Origin of the sequence: Sporosarcina sp. FSL K6-2383 (genome assembly GCF_038618305.1) — a bacterium.
Lineage (GTDB): Bacteria > Bacillota > Bacilli > Bacillales_A > Planococcaceae > Sporosarcina.
The window spans coordinates 1,014,626-1,035,797 of sequence record NZ_CP152017.1; the positions used below are offsets into that span (position 1 = coordinate 1,014,626).

16 protein-coding genes are annotated in these 21,172 nt (G+C 35.9%); 15 read left to right on the top strand and 1 reads right to left on the bottom strand.

Going from position 1 to position 21,172, the window contains the following annotated elements; genetic code table 11:
- The first annotated feature begins 200 nt into the window (after positions 1-200).
- From MKZ10_RS05265 to MKZ10_RS05275, 3 genes are all read left to right on the top strand, one after another.
- The gene (locus MKZ10_RS05265; protein ID WP_342508533.1) at positions 201-1,493 is read left to right on the top strand and encodes a nucleotide sugar dehydrogenase; all 1,293 of its coding nucleotides are present in this window, start codon (positions 201-203) and stop codon (positions 1,491-1,493) included.
- Entirely contained in the window at positions 1,490-2,200 is a 711-nt protein-coding gene (locus tag MKZ10_RS05270; protein WP_342508535.1) for a WecB/TagA/CpsF family glycosyltransferase, read from the top strand. The genes MKZ10_RS05265 and MKZ10_RS05270 overlap by 4 nt, the downstream gene beginning before the upstream one ends.
- A 546-nt stretch (positions 2,201-2,746) precedes the next feature.
- The gene (locus MKZ10_RS05275) at positions 2,747-5,629 is read left to right on the top strand and encodes an S-layer homology domain-containing protein (protein WP_342508537.1); all 2,883 of its coding nucleotides are present in this window, start codon (positions 2,747-2,749) and stop codon (positions 5,627-5,629) included.
- Between the two features lie 119 nt (positions 5,630-5,748).
- Here the strand turns inward: MKZ10_RS05275 and MKZ10_RS05280 are convergent.
- Positions 5,749-7,112 (bottom strand): IS3 family transposase gene (locus MKZ10_RS05280; protein WP_342508539.1). Its coding sequence is split into 2 segments (ribosomal slippage): positions 5,749-6,653 and positions 6,653-7,112, totalling 1,365 coding nucleotides; the frame shifts between segments, so codons are not numbered across the junction.
- A 349-nt stretch (positions 7,113-7,461) separates the two neighbouring features.
- On the opposite strand from MKZ10_RS05280, the gene MKZ10_RS05285 reads away from it, so the two are divergent.
- From MKZ10_RS05285 to MKZ10_RS05340, 12 genes are all read left to right on the top strand, one after another.
- Positions 7,462-7,956 (top strand): hypothetical protein, encoded by a 495-nt coding sequence (locus tag MKZ10_RS05285; RefSeq protein WP_342508541.1) that lies wholly within the window; start codon positions 7,462-7,464, stop codon positions 7,954-7,956.
- A gap of 16 nt (positions 7,957-7,972) precedes the next feature.
- Positions 7,973-9,550, top strand: a complete 1,578-nt coding sequence (locus MKZ10_RS05290) for an O-antigen ligase family protein (protein ID WP_342508543.1) — start codon at positions 7,973-7,975, stop codon at positions 9,548-9,550.
- The gene (locus tag MKZ10_RS05295) at positions 9,534-10,454 is read left to right on the top strand and encodes a Wzz/FepE/Etk N-terminal domain-containing protein (RefSeq protein ID WP_342508544.1); all 921 of its coding nucleotides are present in this window, start codon (positions 9,534-9,536) and stop codon (positions 10,452-10,454) included. Before MKZ10_RS05290 ends, MKZ10_RS05295 begins: the two co-directional genes overlap by 17 nt.
- 24 nt (positions 10,455-10,478) lie before the next feature.
- Positions 10,479-12,311, top strand: coding sequence for a nucleoside-diphosphate sugar epimerase/dehydratase (locus MKZ10_RS05300; RefSeq protein ID WP_342508546.1), 1,833 nt, complete (start codon positions 10,479-10,481; stop codon positions 12,309-12,311).
- A 43-nt stretch (positions 12,312-12,354) separates the two neighbouring features.
- Positions 12,355-13,581 carry an oligosaccharide flippase family protein gene (locus MKZ10_RS05305; RefSeq protein WP_342508547.1) on the top strand — a complete coding sequence of 409 codons (1,227 nt, stop codon included), beginning with the start codon at positions 12,355-12,357 and terminating at the stop codon, positions 13,579-13,581.
- A 16-nt stretch (positions 13,582-13,597) separates the two neighbouring features.
- Positions 13,598-14,638 carry an iron-containing alcohol dehydrogenase family protein gene (locus MKZ10_RS05310; protein ID WP_342508549.1) on the top strand — a complete coding sequence of 347 codons (1,041 nt, stop codon included), beginning with the start codon at positions 13,598-13,600 and terminating at the stop codon, positions 14,636-14,638.
- Between the two features lie 11 nt (positions 14,639-14,649).
- Positions 14,650-15,369 carry a phosphocholine cytidylyltransferase family protein gene (locus tag MKZ10_RS05315; protein ID WP_342508551.1) on the top strand — a complete coding sequence of 240 codons (720 nt, stop codon included), beginning with the start codon at positions 14,650-14,652 and terminating at the stop codon, positions 15,367-15,369.
- A complete protein-coding gene (locus tag MKZ10_RS05320; protein WP_342508552.1) occupies positions 15,366-16,178 on the top strand; it encodes an HAD-IIA family hydrolase in 813 nt (270 codons plus the stop codon). Before MKZ10_RS05315 ends, MKZ10_RS05320 begins: the two co-directional genes overlap by 4 nt.
- A gap of 387 nt (positions 16,179-16,565) precedes the next feature.
- Complete coding sequence (locus tag MKZ10_RS05325; protein ID WP_342508554.1) at positions 16,566-17,744, top strand: CDP-glycerol glycerophosphotransferase family protein; 1,179 nt, start codon at positions 16,566-16,568, stop codon at positions 17,742-17,744.
- Positions 17,745-17,801: 57 nt separating this feature from the next.
- Positions 17,802-18,815 (top strand): glycosyltransferase, encoded by a 1,014-nt coding sequence (locus MKZ10_RS05330; RefSeq protein ID WP_342508556.1) that lies wholly within the window; start codon positions 17,802-17,804, stop codon positions 18,813-18,815.
- Positions 18,816-18,847: 32 nt separating this feature from the next.
- Positions 18,848-20,128 (top strand): O-antigen ligase family protein, encoded by a 1,281-nt coding sequence (locus MKZ10_RS05335; RefSeq protein ID WP_342508558.1) that lies wholly within the window; start codon positions 18,848-18,850, stop codon positions 20,126-20,128.
- Positions 20,129-20,148: 20 nt separating this feature from the next.
- Positions 20,149-21,165: an NAD-dependent epimerase gene (locus tag MKZ10_RS05340; protein ID WP_342508559.1), complete on the top strand. Its 1,017-nt coding sequence runs from the start codon at positions 20,149-20,151 to the stop codon at positions 21,163-21,165.
- Positions 21,166-21,172: the final 7 nt, after the last annotated feature.

Sequence of the window (21,172 nt, forward strand, 5' to 3'; positions counted from 1 at the left end):
TAATCATCAACCATACAATTGAAAGTTGTAAAAGAAGACTGATTATCTCGTAAGTTGTCATAGTTATCACCTCCATACTAGGTTCAATAGAAACCACTACTCTTCCACTCACCTATCACTAGTGACCTGCCCCCCAGTTGTGCTATAATCAACAAATGTTTAAGATAAAATAAGTAACCCTAGAAAAGAGGAAAATCACGATGACTAAAAATATATGTGTCGTCGGCCTCGGCTACATCGGCCTGCCGACAGCAGTTATGTTCGCGAACAACGGTGTCCGGGTACACGGCGTCGATATCAATGAAAAAGCAGTCAGCATGATCGCCAACAAACAACTTCATATAGAAGAGAATGGATTACAACAGCGTCTCGATCAAGCGATCGACGAAGGTATGTTTACCGTCTCAACGCAACCAGTAGATGCAGAAGTCTACATAATTGCAGTCCCATCACCTATTAACGCAGACAACACCGCTAACCTAGAGTACATCCGACGAGCAACAGCATCCGTCGTCCCTTATCTAAAAAAAGGAGCACTTGTCATACTCGAATCGACTGTGCCACCTAAAACAGTAGAAAACGTCATGCTACCAGAGCTTCGTCAATCGAATCTGACACTTGGTGAAGACCTTTTCGTCTCGCACTCACCAGAACGTGTTATCCCAGGGAAGATATTCGAAGAGCTCATCAACAACGATCGCATCGTTGGCGGTATTACGCCACAATCGGCGGAAATGACAAAAGAGCTGTACGAAACATTTGTCAAAGGGGCTATCCACCTAACAGATGCAACAACGGCAGAGCTTGTAAAAGTGATGGAAAACACGTATCGCGATGTTAACATCGCATTCGCCAACGAACTTGCTAAAATTGCGGAAACAATCGACGTGGATATCTGGGAAGCGATTCGCTTCGCTAATTTCCACCCGCGTGTCAACATCCATACACCAGGGCCAGGCGTTGGAGGGCATTGTATCGCAGTCGATCCGTGGTTCCTTGTGGAATTAAGCCCAGACAAAGCGGACATCATTAAAAAAGCACGTCTTACAAACGATGGAATGCCGAAATTCACTGCGCAAAAAGCGAAAGCGTTACTTGCAGAGCAAGGCATTCAACAAGGAAAAGTAGCCATCCTAGGACTTGCATTTAAAGGCGATGTCGACGATCTACGAGAAAGCCCATCTACAGTTGTTATTCAAGAGCTACAAAACATAGGACTGAACGTTGTCTCATTCGACCCGCATATCAAAGAGCTACAACATCCGACACAAGTGGCAACACTAGGAGAAGCAGTTCAGCAAGTAGATATGATCATTCTTACAACGGATCATACAGAATTCAAAAACCTTGACCCACAAACGCTTAACACAGGGGATACAAAGCCACTCGTGTTAGATACGAAAAACGCACTCAACCGAGACAAGTGGGAGCAAGCTGGATTCCGTTTCTTTAAACTCGGTGACGGCAAAAACAAAGGAAACTCTTCTATATGAAAGAGCAGATTTTAGGGGTCCAAGTAAATACCGAAAACTACGACCAACTGATTCCAAAAGTCTTTCGCAATATCGAAGACAAGAAAAAGTCACTCGTCGTAGCCATTAACCCTGAAAAACTCATGAAGGCGAAGGAAGACCCGGAGCTAAAAGCGCTACTCAATCGGGCGCAGTTCCAAATCCCGGATGGTATCGGAGTCATCATTGCCTCCAAGCTACAAAAAGGCAACATCAGATCCCGTGTCACAGGTGTGGATATGATGGACCACGTCGTTAGAGAAGCAGCAAGAACCGGACATGCCATTTTCCTATACGGAGCAAAACCGGGCGTAGCCGACAAGGCAGCACAACAATTGCAGCAAACCTATCCTGATCTAATCGTCGCAGGTACACAGGACGGCTATGAGTCAAATAACGACAAAATCATCGACATCATTAACCAAGCCCAGCCATCCATACTATTCGTAGCGATGGGCTCTCCCAAACAAGAGCAATGGATTGAACAACATCGGGACAAGCTATACCCGACACTTTATCAAGGAGTTGGCGGCTCATTTGACGTTCTTGCAGGAAATCTCAAACGCGCGCCAGCTATCTTCCAACGCTTCGGTGCAGAGTGGCTATATCGACTATTAAAGGAACCGAGCCGTTTACAACGGCAAATGAATCTGCCGAAATTTTTATTTGAAGTTTTTAAACAAAAATGATGGGTAGACTCTTGTATTCTCGCAAATCAGATGCTAGAATACATAAGTGTAAGGATAATTTCCTCTAAAACATATATAATTAATCGCCACGCAGAACAAAACGGTTGGTTGACCATGCAAAAAGGCTTGAACAGTTCCCATCTGTTCAAGCTTTTTTGTGTCTTCATGACATAGAAATATAGGAAAGATACCCCTTGTACCAAGTAAAAGGCATCGTAATGAAAATAACAAATCCGTACTATTATCCCTCCGAAACCGCATTTCTATCAACAAACACCCCGTAATACTATTTATATAATTGAAACAGTATTGTAATTATACACCAATTTCAGTAAAACACTTGATAATTATAAGATATGCGATAGAATGGTAAGAGCGACTAAAGAAATCTAGTGAATTTCAAGGGGAATTTATAAGATTACTATTTAGTAATTGACATCCTTGTTGTAACTATCTATACTTTAGTGTGTAATGGCTTCTACCTTTCATTTTGCCGTGGAAGTAGATGACAAATTTTATTTCTATCTAAGAGGAGGAAATTATTCAATGGCTAACCAACCAACGAAGTACAGAAAGTTTCTAGTAGGAGCTGCATCAGCTGCTCTAGTAGCATCTGCAGTAGCACCAGTAGCAAGCGCGGCAACACCAGAATTATCAGATGTACAAGGTAACACGCACGCAGAAGGTATTAACGCACTAATCGCACTTGGTGCAATCAGTGGTTACCCAGATGGAACGTTCAAACCGAACCAAGTATTGACTCGTTCTGACGTTGTTAAAATGATGGGGAAATACCTAGTAGCTCTTGGACAAGAAATCCCTGGAGACTATAAAACAGTTCAACGTTTCAACGATCTACCATTGACTGCAAACGAAGAGTTGTTGCAATATGCAGCACTTGTAAAAGATGCAGGCGTATTCAACGGAACAGAAGCAGGTAACTTGGATCCAACAGGTAAAATCACTCGCGAAAACATGGCACTAGTACTTGTTCGCGCATTTGATGCAATCCTTGACAGAGACCTAGTTGCTGAAGTTGCAGCAACTACTTTCAACAAAGAAGTAACGGACCTTGCATCAGCAAAAACTGAAGCACACGGTGCTATCAACGTTCTTGACTTTTTAGATATCACGACTGTTGCTCAATTCAATCCAAAAGGTTCTACAACTCGCGGACACTTTGCAACATTCTTAAACAACACAATCAAAGCTGAAGCAGAAGGCAAATTACCACAACAAATAGTAACTGAGCCTAAAGTTGAATCTGTAAGCGCAACTAACCTTAAAGAAGTTGTAGTTACTTTCAATACAGCTGTTGACAAGGAAACTGGTAGCGACAAAGCTAACTATTCACTTAAATCAGGTAAAGCAATTGATACAGTGAAACTAGCTGACGATCAAAAATCAGTAGTTCTTACTGTAGTTGGTTCTTTGACTAACAATAAAGCAGACCACTTAAACGTTTCAAACGTTAAAGCTGGAGACAAAGAAATTAACGTAAAAGATATCGAATTCAAAGTAGTAGATAACGAAATTCCAGTAGTTAAAGAAGTGAAATCACTTGGAACAAAATCGTTGAAAATTACATTCTCTGAGCCAGTAGAAGATGTTAAACAAAACAACTTTACACTAGACGGCAAAGCGTACTTCGGTAAAGTTAAAGTGACTGGTAACGAAGTCATCTTAACGCCATACGACACTGCTGCACTTGCAGTGGGTGACCACACAGTAGTAGTAGAAAAAGTTAAAGACTTTGCTGGCTTCATGGCACTACGTACTTCACACGACTTCACAGTTGTTGAAGATAAAGTAGCTCCAACAATTGACAAAGCAGAAGCAACACTTGAAAAAGTGACAATCACATTCTCAGAAGAAATTGATGATGAAACGGTTGTAGCTTCTAACGTGTACTGGAAATCTGGTAACGATAAGAGAAAAGCTGATACAGTCAAGCAACTTTCTTCTACTGAATTCGAATTCACATTCTTAGATGCAGATTCACTACCAACAGGTTCAATTGATATTTATGTTGAAGGTGTGAAAGATTACTCTGGAAACGAAATTGCAAAAGATACAAAAGTATCTGTAACACCAGTAGTAGACCAAACACGTCCAGAGGTTAAAAAAGTAACAGTAACAAGTGCAGACACAGTTAAAATCCAATTCTCTAAAAATGTTTTAAATAGTTCTACTGCAGCTGGATCTGCAACAAATGTATCTAACTATACTCTTTTAGATAAAGATGGTAAAGTGATTTCTATTAAAGAAGCAGTAGTTACTGAAGGGAATATTGTTACTTTAACAACGTATTCAAACCTTTCTACAGGTAAAAACAAGTTAACTGTAAAAAATGTTAAAGATAACACGAAACTTCAAAACACAATGCTAGATTTCAGTGCGGACGTCACAAAAGATGATTCGACACAACCGAAAATTGATTCTAAAACTGCAAATGCAGACGATCTTCGTGTAGTAATTGGATTTGATGAGAAAATGGATGTTGCTACATTAGCAAACTATTCTAACTACCTTGTGAAAATTGATAATACACTACAAGCTTTAAATTCAAATATTGCTGACATTTCAGTAGTACAAGATGGTAAAGTAGTAGTTATTACTTTCAATGAAAAAATTGGTAGTAAAGATGTATCATTCACTACTCAATCAGCTACAAAAACTAAAGTAGAAGAAATTCAAGTTCTTGCAGTGAAAGACTTAGAAGGTAACTTCTTAGAAGGATTCACAAAAAATGATGGAACTAATATTGTTGATGTAGCCCTTGCGCAAAATGCGTTAAGCATTACAGAAACGAAATTAGTAAATAAAGATACAGTTGAATTTAAATTCAACGCAGCTATCGTAAGTGCTCCTAATAGTGCGTTTTCTGCAACTGGAAACCCTGTTAAAAGTGTAGAAGTCAATGGTACATCTACAGTTAAAGTGAAGTTTGAAGGAAAGTTTGATGCGGATGCAGCTAATCTAGCAGGCGCTATTACAGTCGATGGAACAAAATTAGTGACACTTGCAGGTACAGCATCAACTAATGCAGCAATAACAGCACTAGGCACTATCGTTGACAAAGTAGCTCCATCATTGGTTACGTCAACGGGTGTAACTGGAATTGTATCTTCTGGTGATACACTTGTCTTAACATTCGATGAGGCTATTAACGCTACAGCGCTTGGATTACTTGCAAGTGACTTGGATATTCGTATTGCAGGTACAGTTCTTAAATCTACAGAACTTCAAGTTTCTGCTGGAGCTACTGGTAAAGTCAATATCAAAGTATTGAAAACTGGCTTTGCACCAACTTCAGATGTTAATGTTACTCTAACAAACAACCGTTTCCTTCTAGATGGTGCAACTCCAACAGCTAACGAAGCGAAATTGTTCACAAATGTTAAAGCTACAGGTACATTTTCTAACTAATCCTAATACCAGGTTTTAACACGACTAAGATAGTTCGGGATCGATGGATTTTGAGTGTTTGGTAGTGTTGTGAAAATCCCCTTGGGTCTGAACTGACCCAATAAAGTTAGACAAATATTTTAAGCAGCTTCTAAGATCTGAGTTCGGTATTCTACCGGGCTCAGGTCTTTTAATTTTGCCTTCATTCGCTTGTGATTGTAATACTCAAGATATTCTTCTAACTCCTTTTCAAAATGCGCCATGCTCTTAAACTCTTGTAAATATAGTAATTCCGATTTTAATAAGCCAAAGAAATTTTCGATGACCGCATTATCCAAGCAGTTGCCCTTACGGGACATACTTTGCGTTATCTGGTGCTCTTGTAATGTTTTTTGATACTTTCTCATCTGATAATGCCAGCCTTGATCAGAATGAAGAATGACTTCATCTCCTGGTTGAAGGCGCTGAACAGCTTCATCTAACATATCACCTACAAGTTGATAGACCGGTCGATTCATGACTTTATAGGCGATGATTTCACCATTACACAAATCAAGAACAGGTGACAAATAACGTTTTTCTCCAAAGAGATGGAATTCGGTTACGTCTGTTACCCATTTTTGATTCATTTTATCTGCCTTAAAATCTCGTTGTAATACATTAGGAGCGATATTTCCGACGTTTCCTTTATAAGAGCGATACTTCTTCATACGGACCATACATTTTAAGCCGATTTCATTCATCAAGCGATTGATGGTCTTTGGTTCATGCGTAAAGCCGTATTTCTTTAGTTCTTTTGTGATGCGACGATAACCATATCGACCCTTATGTTCGTGAAAAACATGCTTGATTGCTTCTTTAACCGATTCATATTTATCGATTCGATCCAATCGGTTTTCCCAGTAGTAATAGGTGCTGCGTGGAATGCCCGCGACTTTAACTAAATCCACGACCTCGTATTTTTCCTTTAGTTCAAAAATTACTTGCGCTTTGATTTTGTTTGTAATTTTTCTTGTTCGAGAACTAAAGCGTTCAACTTTTTTAAATAAGCATTCTCCATTTCTAAACGCTCGATTTTCGCTTGTAAGGCATCTACTGATCCTTCAGCTGGGATTAATTTTTGTGATTCAACTTTCTTCTCTTCTTTTTTCATGGATGGACGCCCCTTTTTCTTTGGTTCTAGCGCGTCCAATCCTTTTGACTTAAGCAACTGCTCCCACTTATAAACGGTGCTAGGGGAAGTAATATTAAATGTGCTTGCCGTTTCTCGAAGAGACGCACCTGTTTCGATCATAAAATTGAGTACGTTTAGTTTAAACTCAGATGAGTAACTTGTATAGTCTTTCTTAAAACCATTTTCACCTTGCGCTTCAAATAATTTCACCCAATTAATGACTTGAGATTTAGTTGCGCCAATGCTGTCTGCAATGGATTTATAGCCTTCGTTTCCAGTTAAATAGCGTTCCACCGCTTGTAATTTAACTTCTACTGTATATTTTGACATAAAAACACCCCGTAAATGTTAGTTGGTGTCTAACATTTACGGGGCAGTTCAGTCTTTTGAGACTTAAGGGGATTTTCTTTTTGTGAACTGAAAGTCGGTGCCTGATTAGCTGTCTGGGAATGGTGATATATGATAACCTCTTAACTTAGCAATTGGTTAAGGGGGTTTTTGTAGTTTGATTCTCACTTCAATTGTGATAAGACTTATGAGAGGATATTTCTTTGTGAAATATGAAGCTTTACCAAATACTAGAACAAACGGAACTCCCGTGACTAATGTCGGAAATTGTTGTATACTTGTCAAGTGTAGATACATATTTAATGATAGATTAGGAAGGCTGAAGTAGATTATGAATATAAGTGATTCGATAAGAAAAAGTATTGTAATAGGACTTGTTTTACTTATTGTACTTGGCTTGATTACTGCATTTGTAAAAGCAAAGAAGCAGAATGAGGCTTTCCAAGTAGAAAGTCTATATTATAATGAAGTGGTCCAACGGGTTCAAGATGGGAATTACGCGGATGCACTAGAAGTATCTAAATCGTTAGAAGCTAGTCAGAAATCTTCGGAACCAGTAAATTATATTATTGCGGTTGCAGCTGTAAATGCAGGGGACATCGAAAAAGGGCTTATGCATATGCAAAGAACTCTCGATATTAATCCGCATAGAGTAGAGGATGCATTTTTTATGCTCCAGTATGCAGAATTTCTTGTAATGGGTGATAGGAAAGAGGACGCTACCAAGGTATTAGAAAGATGTGCTTTACTACCAACGCCAGAAGAATATCCACAATATCAGGAACGGATCGTTGAACTCCAAGAGCAGATCGCAATCCAATCGTAAAAGGAAGGTCTATTAAATGACATCATTTTATCAAGCAAACACTAAAATCTTAAAAGATGAAGAAGAAGATCGTTTATCTCGCATTAAGGTAGATAGGTGGATCTTTACTCTACTACTACTCGCAGTCGGTCTTGTACCTTTAATCGTCGGTGGTCATGCAAGAACTGTTATTAGTCCACAGATAACTAATGTGGCGCTACTATCTTCAGGAGTTAAAGGAGATATATTTACAAACTATAAAGCTAGCGTACTCATTGTAATTGCAATCATTGCAATTAGCCTCTTGTTTTCAAAAGTATTTTTCATGAGTGGCGAAATAAGGAAGACCAAATTAAATATATTTGTTGGTATTTTTGCTATTGCAATTACCATCTCCACGATTCTTTCACCTAGTATTTCAATAGCATTATGGGGCCAGTACAATCGTTCTGATGGTGCTATTTCATATCTATGCTATCTTGCGCTGTTCTTTGTAGCTATGAATATTGACTATCCGAAAAAGGCATTACATTATGTGATGTATTCATTTTATCCTTTTGTTATCATCAACTTCATTCTTATTACGATGAATTTCTATGGGCATGATGCGATGATCTATCCGATTGTTCAGAAGATGATGACCCTGTTTCTTCCAGAGGGTGCATCGCTTGGAGACGGAGCGATTTTTCTAGGGACACTGAATCAGTGGAACTTTATGAGTGGAATGTTTGCAGTGATGATGGTCATGTATCTTGCATGGGCGATTGTAGATAAGAATACGATTAGAAGTTTTGTGAACGTTGGAGTCTCAGTAATGACGTTAGCTGTTATGTTGATGTCTATTTCTACTAGTGGATTTTTGACTGTCTTAGCAATTACTCCATTATTGGTTTGGTTAGCTATTAAATCAACCGATCGCAAAAAGGCGGTTATTGCGCTTTGTGCTTTTGTTGTCGTTAGTTTGCCAGTGTTTCATGTATTGGCGGAGAAAAATCCGCGTGTTTGGAATGAGTCGATTGGGTTTATTTTTAAGAAAAATCCTTATGTAAAAGAACAACCAGTGGCAACGGTACCAATTAACTTTGGTTTAACGGTTGAGAACAACAGGGTCTATGCGGCTGAAAACAGTTTTGAGCTACCCGTACTTCCTGGGCGTGGGACCGCTGCAGGATCAGGGCGCGCCTATATTTGGAGCAAAACGATTGATCTGACAATGGACAGACCCATATTCGGCTTTGGATTAGATACAATTATGTACCATTTCCCACATTACAATATAGATGCACGTGCAGGAATGCGGAGCGAGCATACGATTGTCGATAAGCCACATAATATGTATGTCGGGATTTTTTATGGTACCGGAATTATTGGTTTTATCGGCTTTGCGGGTTTAGCAATCATTATGGCACTTGGCGGGCTGAAAGCTGTTGTCACAAGGCGATCCATAGTACCAACAGTTTTTGCTGTCGGATGGCTAGCATATCTCATACAGGCCCTGTTTAATGACACGCTACCAGGAACAGCTGCACCAATGTGGGCGATTGCTGGGATGATGATGGCGTTTATACTTAGAAATAAAGAAGTTGAGGAGATTATCGATGGAAGAAACGATTGAGTTACGTGAGTTGATAGAAACAGTTTGGAAAGGTAAATGGATTATTGCGGGTTTAACTGCATTATTCATGCTGATAGCTGGGGGAGTCAGCTGGTTTGTCCTACCGGAACAATTTGAATCGAAGGCGACGGTGCAAGTGGCAAGTGAAGTACAGGATACCGGTATCATGGCTAGTTATGTTGCGGCAGAGTTCACACCGGTTATTTTCTCGCAACGTATCAAAAATGAATCGCTTATGAACGAGGCGTTTGTAGAGCAAGGGATAAATGAGAAGCTTAGCATGGATGATATTTCTGCAACAGTACAAGCAAATACGAATATTGTTGACTTAAAATATACAAGTACGAGTGCTGAAAAAGCACAGGAGCATCTGGAGCTTTTCATAAACAAAACAAAAGAACGTATGAATACCTCCGTCAAAAGAACATTAACGGAGTTGGAGAAAACTTACACATCGGAAGCAAATCAGTTGTCAGGTGAAATAGAGTCACTGATTGAACAATACAATAAGTTAATTGTGTCAAACGAACTGCCGGAAATGCTGGTTCTACAAACGTTAGTGAACTCGCAAATCATCATGACTGTCAGTGATGCCCAGTCGCAAGCATTATCAAATGTGAACGGAGCATTACATAACGAATTGATGCAGATGCAGGCGCAAGTCGAATCGAAGTCTACGGAGTATAGAAAAGTACTAGACAAGTATCAGTCGGTGAAAACAGGTTTAGATAGTTTCCGTCCAGACCCATTCATTCGTACAATTGTAGAACCGACAATACCTGAAAATCCATCTGCACCAAGTAAGCTGTTGAACGTTGCAATTGCGATGATTATTGGTCTAATGGCCGGCCTTGGAATCGTATTTTTCCGCCAGTATTGGCGGAATTCGTCACCAACGAAATAAATCTATTGAAAGAAGGTCCTGGATATGGGCTATGGATTGCGCTATATTACATTCTTCATACTTGACTCGGCAATCGTACTCTCCGCGATCTTTATGAGTTATTTTTTGCTACACCCAACATTAAACTTTTATTCAGATACAATGATTGTTGTGAGTGCAGTAACACTATTAGTAAGCCACCATATTGCGGCTTACTTCTTCCATTTATACGACCGAGTGTGGAGCGTTGCCTCTGTTCGCGAGCTATTGATCATTGGCTATGCAGTGACAATCTCAGTTGCTGCCGCAAGTGCTATGCAGTTTATCATTAAAAATGATGTCTATTTCCGAGTGATGGCAATAACGTGGATGCTCCACATCATTATGATTGGTGGCTCAAGATTTTTGTTGCGTTTATTGAAGGATCAGGAGTCATTTACGAATCCGACTGAATTCAAAAGGGTACTGATTATTGGAGCTGGGCAAGCGGGAACGATGCTTGTGAGAAACTTAAAACAGGCATCAAACACAGAACTAATTCCTGTTGCCTTTGTCGACGATGATTTCCGAAAGCAACAATTAAAAATTATGGGGATAACTGTTCAAGGAACAACAAAAGATATTCCTCGTCTAGTTAAACTAAGAGGGATTGATGATATTATTATCGCGATCCCTTCACTGGGGAAATTAGGCATTCAAAGTATATATGAGCAGTGTGCAAAAACAGGTGCCAAAGTAAAAATCATGCCAAGTATTGAAGATGTCATGACTGGAAAAGTGTCTGTTAGTGACATGCGTGAGGTGGATATTGAAGATCTTCTGGGGCGCGAAGAAGTTGAACTTGATTTAAAAGCCATCGCGGATAAGCTGACTGGAAAAACAATCCTTGTTACAGGAGCCGGCGGTTCAATAGGTTCAGAGATTTGCCGACAAGTGAGTGAGTTTAGACCGAAGCGATTGATATTGTTAGGGCATGGAGAAAGTTCAATATACAATATAGATATGGAATTAAAGCGAAAGGTTTCGAGCGGAATTGAAATTATTCCGATTATCGCTGACGTGAAGGATCGCAAACGTATTTTTGATATTGTGAGTGAGATGAGCCCAGACGTTATTTATCATGCAGCTGCTCATAAACATGTACCACTTATGGAAGCACACCCAATGGAGGCAGTAAAGAATAACATTTTTGGGACTAAAAATGTAGCTGAGGCAGCTGATACATTTGGTGTTTCTCATTTTGTAATGGTTTCAACTGATAAAGCAGTGAATCCACCAAATGTCATGGGAGCGACAAAACGTTTTGCTGAAATGATTGTTCAAAACCTTGCAAAAAATAGCGAAACAAAGTTTGCAGCCGTTCGATTTGGCAACGTGTTAGGCTCTCGTGGAAGTGTCGTCCCCTTATTCAAACAGCAAATCGCTAGAGGGGGCCCTGTGACCGTTACAGACCCTGAGATGACCCGCTACTTCATGACGATACCCGAAGCGTCAAGGTTGGTTATTCAAGCAGGCACGCTTGCTGCTGGTGGGGAAATATTTGTTCTGGATATGGGCGAACCAGTGAAAATAGTAGATTTAGCGAAAAATCTTATCAAATTGTCTGGATATGCAGAAGAAGAGATTGGTATTGAATACTCGGGGATAAGGCCAGGAGAGAAGTTATATGAAGAACTACTGAATGAAAATGAAATTCAAACAGGCCATATCTTTCCGAAAATCCATATTGGAAAAGCCACGCCAATTAATGCTAGTGAAATGAATGAGGTATTGGAGAAATTGCCTGATATATCAGTTGGGGAAATAAAGTCAACACTCGTAGGGCTAGCTAACCGGAATGTTTCCGAAGTGGATAAAAATATGACGGCAGCTCAATAGTAGTCACTAAACGACTATTTGCTCAAGAAAAGTAGGTTTCAGTATGACAGATAAAAAAAGATTGTTTGAAAACTTCTCTGCGCTGGCAATTATGCAAATGCTGAATTATATACTTCCGTTTGTTACTCTTCCATACTTGGTAAGGGTTTTGGGAATGGAAGGATACGGTACTTTTATCTTTTCCCAAGCCTTTATATTGTATTTCATCATCATTGTCGACTTTGGCTTTGAGTTGTCTGCGACAAGAGAAGTTAGTTTAAATCGTGATAACCCAAATAAGCTATCAGAGATTGTAAGTGCGGTCTTAGGTGTTAAGATAATTTTAGCCGTAGGATCTTTGATAGTTTTATTACTTTTACTAGCAACTGTACCACAATTGCGGGAATACTGGGCATTTCATTTATTATCTTTTGGAATGGTCATAGGGAATATGTTGTTTTCTCTATTCTTTTATCAAGGAATAGAGAAGATGAAGTTTATTACAATCTTTAGTGCAAGTGCAAAAATATTTTTCACAGTGAGTATTTTTATATTTGTAAAAGATACTTCACAACTATTATTGGTACCAATTTTCAACTCGCTTGGATATCTTGTAGTCGGGGTTGTATCTTTGTTTGTTATGATTACTAAATTCAAGGTAAGAATTAGGTTTCCCAAAAAGGACACTCTAGTACTCCAGGCCAAAAACAGTGCACAATTCTTTTGGTCTAGAATAGCCGTATCAATGTATACAACTAGTAATACTGTTATTATTGGGCTAGTATTGGGTCCTGTAGCAGCCGGTATTTTTGGGTCAGCAGATAAATTATTTAGAGGGGTTGTGAGCTTATATCAACCACTAAATAACATATTGTATCCTTATATCGCTTATAGTAAAAATATTAAATTGTACAAAAAAGTATTCAAGTTTGCAACAATCATAAATATATTTATTGTGGTAGTAGCTTTTGTTGTTTCAGATATTGTGGTCCAAGTTATTTTTGGCAGCGGGTTTGAGGAAAGTGCTTTATTATTAAGGATCTTTTTGATTACGACCGTCTTTTTGATGCCAAGCATTTTATTAGGCTATCCTTTATTAGGGGCAATGGGGTATACGGGAGAAGTAAATAAAAGTGTAATCATTGCGTCGGTTTTTCACATAGTAATTCTTTTGATATCGATTCCATTTTTATCTGTAATCCATGTGACACTTTATGTATTAATTACGGAACTAATTGTATTTTTGTACAGGTTATATTATGTGAAGAAGTTTAAATTACTAAGTGAATAGCAAATGAGGGATAGAATTGAATGGAATAAATATTCCAATCTATTTAAAAGTAGATACTGAGATTTTTAATAAGATTAAAAATCATCTAAATGAAGAACAACTAGATCTTACAAAAGTACTGATAGTTTCGGGATTGAATCAAACAGCTAAATTGGCAGAGCAGGTTTACAATCAGCTAAGAAAAAGTTTAAATGTTACACATTTACAAATCGAAGAAAACACAATAGAAAATGTCACAAAGATAAATGAAAAAATAATTTTAGAAGAATATTCAACCGTTATTGCGATAGGTGGAGGAAAGGTTTTAGATGTATGTAAGTATGCAGCGTATACAAGTCGTATCGACTTAGTTTGTGTACCTACAACACTGGCACATGATGGTATTGCTTCTCCAATTGCTGTTTTGAAAATTGGAGAAGAAGTTAGAAGTTTGGGGTGCGGTGTTCCCAAAAGTGTACTAATAGATTTAGATATTATTCGCAAATCACCCATAGAAAGTAGAAAATCAGGAGTAGGGGATATACTTTCAAATATTACTGCAATTTATGATTGGAAGCTTTCAAGTAAAGCCACTAACGAGGAAATAAGCGAGTTTTCTTTAATGTTATCTGAAATTGCGTATAGTTCCATTGTAAATCATCGTTGCAGAGATTTGGATAATATGGACTTTTTATACGACTTATCCAAATCTATAATATTAAGTGGTCTTTCTATGGAGATTTCAGGAAGTAGCAGACCGTGTAGTGGTTCAGAGCATCTTTTTTCTCATGCGTTAGATATTTATGGGGAAACGAAATTGCCACATGGAATTCAAGTTGCTGTCGGATCTGTAATGTCATCGTATATTCAAAAACAAAACTTTGAAGAGCAAATTAATTTTTTGAAAGAATTTAACATCCCGTATAGCCCTTTGTCAGCTGGTATAAGTGATAAGGTTGCACTCACTGCATGGATGAACGCAAAGAGTACTAGAAAAGGAAGATATACAGTACTAGATGCGATAGACTACGATAAAGAATACTTTATGAATATCATACAAGAAATTAATAAATACTAGGAGTGTAATAGATGAAAGCTATAATATTAGCAGCAGGTATTGGTTCAAGATTAAGGCCGCAAACGGATGAAATTCCAAAATGCTTGGTTAAAGTAAATGAGCAGGATTCTATTATTGATACTCAAATCAAAGCGCTGAAAACAGCAAATATAGAAGAAATTATTATTATAACAGGTTATCGAGCAAATCAAATACAAGAGTATATCTTAAATAAATATACGGAGTTGAAATTTACTTTTATTGAAAATAACAAGTATTTAACTACTAATAATATGTATTCATTTTTATTAGCGAAGCCGTATTTAGAAAGTCAATCCTTTGTTTCGTTAAATGCGGATGTAGCACTCGACGATCAAATCATTAAAGGCCTATTGAATAATCCGAATTCAAATTTAATAGCTGTAGATAAAGAGATGTTTTCTGAAGAGTCTATGAAAGTAAAGATTGGGAAACCAACTGAAGCAGTAATTAGTATTTCAAAGGGAATTGAGGAAAGAGATGCATTTGCGGTATCGATTGATGTATACAAAATAGCCAAAGAAGCTTCTAATATAATTTTTGCTGTTGCTCAATCAGTTATAGACTCTGAAGGAGAAAATCAATGGTTTGAAGTGGCTTTAAATGAAAGCTTTCAGCAGATTGATTTTGCCACACATGAAATTCAAGGTTTAAAATGGTTTGAAATTGATAATCAAGAGGATTTATTAAAAGCAAAGGAATTATTTAAATGAATATAAATTTAAAAGAAAAAAAATGTTTTGTTTTTGATATGGACGGAACAATTTATTTAGGGGATAAGTTAATAGATGGAACGGCAGAATTATTTCAGTATTTCATCGAGGAAGATATCCATTACTTCTTTTTGACAAATAACTCCTCTAAGAGCGTGAAAGACTATATAATAAAACTGAATAATTTAGGGATTAAAGCAGATGTATCAAATATCATTACATCTAGCATAGCAACTATACGTCATGTAGAAAAAAACTTTGATATAAAGGAACACCAGTTTTTTTTAATTGGTACACCTTCTATGGAAGAAGAGTTTAAGAAAGCTGGTATAAAATTTATTACAGAAAGAGAAGACACTATAAGTATTGAGGCTGTCATAGTTGGATTTGATACGACGCTGACTTATCAAAAACTCATGGATGCTTCGTATTATCTTAAAAGAAATAATATGTTAATCGCTACAAACTGTGATTATGCTTGTCCATTACCTGGCGGTGAAGTAACCCCGGATTGTGGTGCAATTGTTTCCTTACTGGAGAAAACTATAGACTGTTCGGTTATATTTTGTGGAAAGCCAAATCTTTCTATATTAGAGCCGATTTTCAACGAAGGCTTTAAGCGTGATGAGATGATAATTATTGGAGATCGCATTTATACCGATATTGCATTAGGTTTTGAAAATGGAATAGATACCGCACTTGTTTTTACAGGAGAAGCTACTCCAGAATCCGTAATTGAAAGTGAAGTCAAACCCGGATTGGCACTGAAATCTATCGAAGACTTGTATAAGTTGTTAAAGGAGCAATAGTAACAAAATACTAATTGCATGAACGGGGGTAATTGGAAAACAAAATAAATTAAGATGTAAGCTGAAAAATATTATAAAGTATACCATGCTCTTTCCATTTTAGTGTTTAAGTTATTTGTTTGACAAAAATAAAAACTTATGGATATTTGGTTCATATTGTAAGAATATGTATTCTTACAATAGTAACTGTGTTTTAAAGTATAATAGAAAATAGCTGAAATTAGTATCGTATGACTAGTTGTGACAAATTAAAGTAACAATATTAATTCTAATCTATATCAATTCAAAGAGAAATTAAGGTAATAGGCTTAAATTCAAGGGCCGAGTATAAAGTAATCTCGTCAAAGCTTTAGCATTACAAACTATTTTAATTAGAGGTTTTTAAATATGATATTAAATTTAATTAAATATATATTTTCTTTACCTTTATACTGGCTTAGTTTTTTTATTAAAAAAGATAAAAAACTTTGGGTTTTCGGAGCGTGGGCCGGACAAAGATATTCTGATAATAGTAGATATATCTTTGAATATGTACATGAAAATGAGACAGGTATAAGGGCGGTTTGGTTAACACGAAACCCCAATATTTTAAATGATTTAAGATCTAGAGGGTATGAAACATATTCAATAGTATCGATCAAGGGCTTTATTATAGGATCCAGAGCTGTTGTATACTTTTTCACGGACAGCTTGTTTGATGTTGGACAGTTAAGTAGTGGTAGGGGATTGAAGTTTCAACTTTGGCATGGAGTACCACTTAAAAAGATAGGATACGATAGCAATATAAAAGAAAGTACTAAAAAGAAAGTTGCGAAGTTTTTTTTTCCTTTTCAAAATGAATGGAACAGGTGGGACTATATTAATTCATCAAGTAAGTATGTTTCAAATAGATTACAATCTGCATTTGGTAAAAGTGAAAATCAAATAGTCATAAATGGATTTCCAAGAAATGACATTATTTTAAATGGAAATAAGGTTGATATTGTAGAAGCGATTAAAGAGCAATTAAATGATCAATCGAAAATGATTGGGTATTTTCCGACATTTAGGGATGAAGAAGGATTTGTGACTGAAAATTTCAATGAAGATTTTTTCAAACTAAATAATTTGCTTGAAGAATTAAAAATGGTTTTGATAGTGAAATTGCATTTTAGAGATGCTAAAAAATTAATTTTACAAGGCGAGTATTCAAGAATAATCTTTCTTACAGAAGATGAATGTCAAGATATAAATTACTTATTACCACATCTTGATAGTATTATTACTGATTATTCTAGTGTTTTTTACGATTACCTAATTTTAAATCGACCAATAATTTTTACCCCATTCGATCTTGGAACTTATATGTCTCAAGATAAAGGTTTATACGAAAATTATTGTGAGGCAACTCCAGGCATTAAATGTTTCGATTGGTCAGAAGTTGAGACAGCTTTGAGAAATATATATATAGATAAATGTGATAGTTTTAAAAAAGAAAGAAAAGAACTAAAATCAAAAATTAATCAATTTGTAGATAAAGAAAATTGTAAACGGGTGGTAGAATTCACGAAAAAAAAGTTGAAGTGAATTGTTATGAGTTTTAATTTATTGACATACTTAACTAGTAAATAAGGAGAGAAATAATTGGATAAAGAAGGAGATTTACAAATCAAACTTTCTGTAGTAATAATCACCAAAAATGAAGAAAGAAATATTATTAAATGTTTAGATTCTGTTTATGAGAGCTTGAATGAGATAACTATTAATTATGAAGTTATAATTGTAGATAGTAATTCTTCAGATCAAACAATTGAAAGAGTTATTTCAAGTCGTGTAAAATATAAAAATTTAAAAGTAATTAGTATTATCGAAAGTTCCCAATATTCAGCGTCTTTAGGGAGATCTATAGGGACTGATCAATCGAGGGGAACCCATCTTTTATTTCTGGATGGTGATATGGAATTGCATAAGGACTTTTTAGAAAAATCTCTGAAATTATTAAAAAATCAAACTGTTAATTGTATAGGTATTATAGGAAAGCGAAATGATGTTATTTGCTTTTCAGACGGCACTTTTCAGTATAGAGAAAATGTATATAACATTAAGAATGATAGAAAAGCTATACATTTCGGTGGCGCATTATTGATAGATAAAAATGCTCTAATAACTGTAGGAGGGTATGATGAAAATATTATTGCTTCTGAGGAACCAGAACTTTTTTTAAGGCTTAAAAAAAGGGGGTTTTGGATCAAAGAAATATCAGTTGAAATGGTGACGCATCATATTGCTGCTGAGGAAAAGACTTCTATTGTTTCTAGAATTATAAATAATAGAAGTATTGGAATAGGTCAAGCTTTTAGATCCAGTTTTCAAAAAAAAACAATTTTAGAGTTATTTAGTCATACTCCTTTGAATAAATTTCTTATACCATTTATATTTGATTTAACATCTTTATTATTATTAATTTCATTTTTTTTTATAGCAGAAATTAAGTTGCTTTATATTGCGATACTAATCCAATTAATATCTTTTATAGTATCAGTTTTAAATAAAGGGTTCAAAAAGTATATTTATGTAAAGTTAAACTTTTTTAACATTTTAAAAGGCTGTTTATATAAAAAAGAAACTTTATTTAAATTAGAGAAGATTGTTGATTAAATATTTATGAAATAGAACGGGGATTTGCAAACATGATTAAAATTAAATTTACACATAAAGAAATATTCAATTACTTGTTTGCTTTCTTTTTTATATTTATTTTATTTAAACCATCACCGACAAGGTTATTAGGGGAAATACTAGGTTTTAAGCTGTTTGATATTTTAGCTTTTTTGATAGTTCTTTTGATAGCTTTATTCATGTTTAAATATCCATCTAGTTTGTTTGTTGAAAAGAAAATTTTTAGTGTTTTCCCTATAAGAATATTGTCGTTAATTTCAATTTTAAGTCTTATGTCGCAGTATATTGCAACTATTTTTTTAGGTTTGCCTACAGTGCTAAATGATTTATTTGAGATGTATCGATATTTTTATTATATTATCGTATTCATAATAGGTTATATTGCTGGAACGTTATATGAATCAAGAAGACTAAAGTTCCTTTTTCTTATTTCAGGTGGAATAGTAACTTTTATTGCTCTTCTACAGTATTTTAATCCTATGAATGTGCAAAGTATTATATCCATATTATATACGGATATAAAGTTGCGGAGTATTTCAACCAGTAATCCAAGGGTGTTTGGAAGTATGTATAACGCAAATTGGTATGGTGTTTTTGCATCTATTTGGGCGAGTTATACTTTTGTTCTTTTACAAAATGCAAGAATGAATATAAAAATTATTCCACGAATTCTTATATTTTTATATGGGGTTTTTGGAGTGGTTATGTCTGGTTCAAGAACTGGATTTATTCTTTTGCTGTTAGGCGTTTTAATTGCATTGGTGTTTTCTTTATTTAAAAGAATTAGTTTTAAGTTAATAGGTATTTCTTTATTCTTTATAGCTGGATTCAGTATTTTATTGCCAAAGATAATAGAGAAAAGCCAAAGATTTAATGAGCTCTATTTAGCACTTAAAACAGGGAGTCTACGCAATGTATCTAGTTTTGATGGTAGAATTGAAACTATGTCAAGTTCAATAGAATATGCTCTTATCAATCCAATTACGGGTATTGGTTTTGGAAACTTCTATGAATTACTACCACATAACTCATATATATTAGTTTTTATACAGTTTGGTTTAATAGGATTTGTTTGTTTTGTTTTATTTTTTGTTTATAATTCATTGAAAATGTCACAAGGTTTCATTAATAATAAAAGTGAAGATAATCATATTATTATGCTTGGGTTACAAACAAACTTTATTTTTATTACAGCTATGCTGACGGGAGAATTTATTAACTCTATTCAGATTATGAGTATTTATCTGCTACTTATAGGATATGTAATTGGTTTCATAAAATCAAATAAATAAAAAAGTGGAGTTGTTGCTAGTTGAAAAAAATTCTAATAACAGGCGGCGCTGGTTTTATTGGATTCAACCTAACAAAAAAAATTTTGGCGTTGGGGTATGCTGTAATCGGTGTGGACAACATGAACGATTATTACGAAGTGTCGCTAAAAGAAGCTCGTTTGTTACAACTTACAAGTCATGGAAGTTACAATTTTTATCAGACTGATTTAGAAGATAGAGGTAAGATTGAATCGATATTTAATGAAAATAGGATAGACGTTGTAATAAATTTAGCGGCGCAGGCAGGAGTACGATATAGCTTAGAAAACCCCCATGCTTATATTGCTTCAAATGTTGTTGGGTTTATGAATATTCTAGAATCATGCCGTCATAATGACGTAGAGCATTTGATATACGCATCTTCCAGCTCTGTGTACGGTGCGAACACCTCCCTACCATTTTCAACAAATGATAATATTGATCATCCATTAAGTCTATATGCTGCAACCAAAAAAGCTAATGAATTGATGGCTCATACTTATAGTAGTCTTTATAATTTGCCTACAACAGGTCTTCGTTTTTTTACAGTTTACGGCCCTTGGGGGCGTCCAGATATGGCGCTATTTAAATTTACAAAGAGTATCATTGAAGGTAAGCCGATTGATGTATATAACAACGGAGATATGATGCGTGACTTTACCTATGTCGATGATATTGTTGAGGCGATTAGTAGGTTAGTAGAGAAAAAAGCGCAACCAAATCCTGAGTGGTCTGGTAATAATCCAGATCCAAGCTCAAGCTACGCACCTTATAAAGTTTATAATATCGGTAATAACAGCCCGGTGAATTTGATGGATTTTATTGAGGCTATTGAAGAAAAGATAGGAAAGAAAGCGATTAGGAATTATATGCCACTTCAAGCTGGGGATGTACCTGCGACATATGCAAATGTAGAAGACCTTTATCGTGATATTGACTTTCAGCCACAAACATCCATTAAAGATGGAGTAGGAAAGTTTGTCGATTGGTATATAGATTATTATAAAGTAAAACTGTGAGGATGGT

Excerpts from the sequence above, each read along its gene's own strand:
- MKZ10_RS05265 (WP_342508533.1), top strand. The coding sequence starts at position 201 with ATGACTAAAAATATATGTGTCGTCGGCCTCGGCTACATCGGCCTGCCG.
- MKZ10_RS05270 (WP_342508535.1), top strand. The coding sequence starts at position 1,490 with ATGAAAGAGCAGATTTTAGGGGTCCAAGTAAATACCGAAAACTACGAC.
- MKZ10_RS05275 (WP_342508537.1), top strand. The coding sequence starts at position 2,747 with ATGGCTAACCAACCAACGAAGTACAGAAAGTTTCTAGTAGGAGCTGCA.
- MKZ10_RS05285 (WP_342508541.1), top strand. The coding sequence starts at position 7,462 with ATGAATATAAGTGATTCGATAAGAAAAAGTATTGTAATAGGACTTGTT.
- MKZ10_RS05290 (WP_342508543.1), top strand. The coding sequence starts at position 7,973 with ATGACATCATTTTATCAAGCAAACACTAAAATCTTAAAAGATGAAGAA.
- MKZ10_RS05295 (WP_342508544.1), top strand. The coding sequence starts at position 9,534 with ATGGAAGAAACGATTGAGTTACGTGAGTTGATAGAAACAGTTTGGAAA.
- MKZ10_RS05300 (WP_342508546.1), top strand. The coding sequence starts at position 10,479 with ATGGGCTATGGATTGCGCTATATTACATTCTTCATACTTGACTCGGCA.
- MKZ10_RS05305 (WP_342508547.1), top strand. The coding sequence starts at position 12,355 with ATGACAGATAAAAAAAGATTGTTTGAAAACTTCTCTGCGCTGGCAATT.
- MKZ10_RS05315 (WP_342508551.1), top strand. The coding sequence starts at position 14,650 with ATGAAAGCTATAATATTAGCAGCAGGTATTGGTTCAAGATTAAGGCCG.
- MKZ10_RS05320 (WP_342508552.1), top strand. The coding sequence starts at position 15,366 with ATGAATATAAATTTAAAAGAAAAAAAATGTTTTGTTTTTGATATGGAC.
- MKZ10_RS05325 (WP_342508554.1), top strand. The coding sequence starts at position 16,566 with ATGATATTAAATTTAATTAAATATATATTTTCTTTACCTTTATACTGG.
- MKZ10_RS05335 (WP_342508558.1), top strand. The coding sequence starts at position 18,848 with ATGATTAAAATTAAATTTACACATAAAGAAATATTCAATTACTTGTTT.